The organism is Flavobacterium macrobrachii, from assembly GCF_014486675.1.
Lineage (GTDB): Bacteria > Bacteroidota > Bacteroidia > Flavobacteriales > Flavobacteriaceae > Flavobacterium > Flavobacterium macrobrachii.
Genome location: NZ_JACTAC010000194.1, coordinates 1 through 466, shown reverse-complemented (window position 1 = coordinate 466; position 466 = coordinate 1). Strand labels below are relative to the sequence as shown.

1 protein-coding gene is annotated in these 466 nt (G+C 26.6%); it reads left to right on the top strand.

Annotation, left to right across the window (positions count from 1 at the left end; all coding sequences use genetic code 11):
• Nucleotides 1-466 (top strand): HNH endonuclease (locus IAI56_RS15925; RefSeq protein WP_187658788.1); only part of this gene is annotated, 466 nt, incomplete at both ends.

The following is a 466-nucleotide window of genomic DNA, read 5'->3' as shown; positions in this document are numbered from 1 at the left end:
GTATCTCCTGTATGCCAATATTGTACAATAAATTCAGCTAACACTTTAGATCATATTGTTCCAAAAAATGAGTTTTCTGAATTTGCAGTAAATCCTAAAAACTTATTACCAGCATGTTCAGAATGTAATGGATATAAATTAGATAGGTTTAAAAACAATAATGATAGGCTATTTTTAAATTTATACACAGATGCATTACCATCAATTCAATATCTTTTTGTTGATATTCAAATTACTAACGGTGTAGTTGAAGCAGATTACAAATTATCAAATATAAACAATATCAATGTGCAATTATTTAGTATTATCGATAGTCACTATGATAAATTACACTTGTTCAGAAGATTTAAAAGTAAAACAAACACTATTATTAGTGAAATGACTAATGCAATAACTTCAGCTGTTGGTGTTATTTCTAGAGACGCTTTCATACAAATTACATTAGATAAAATTAACAAGGACAAAC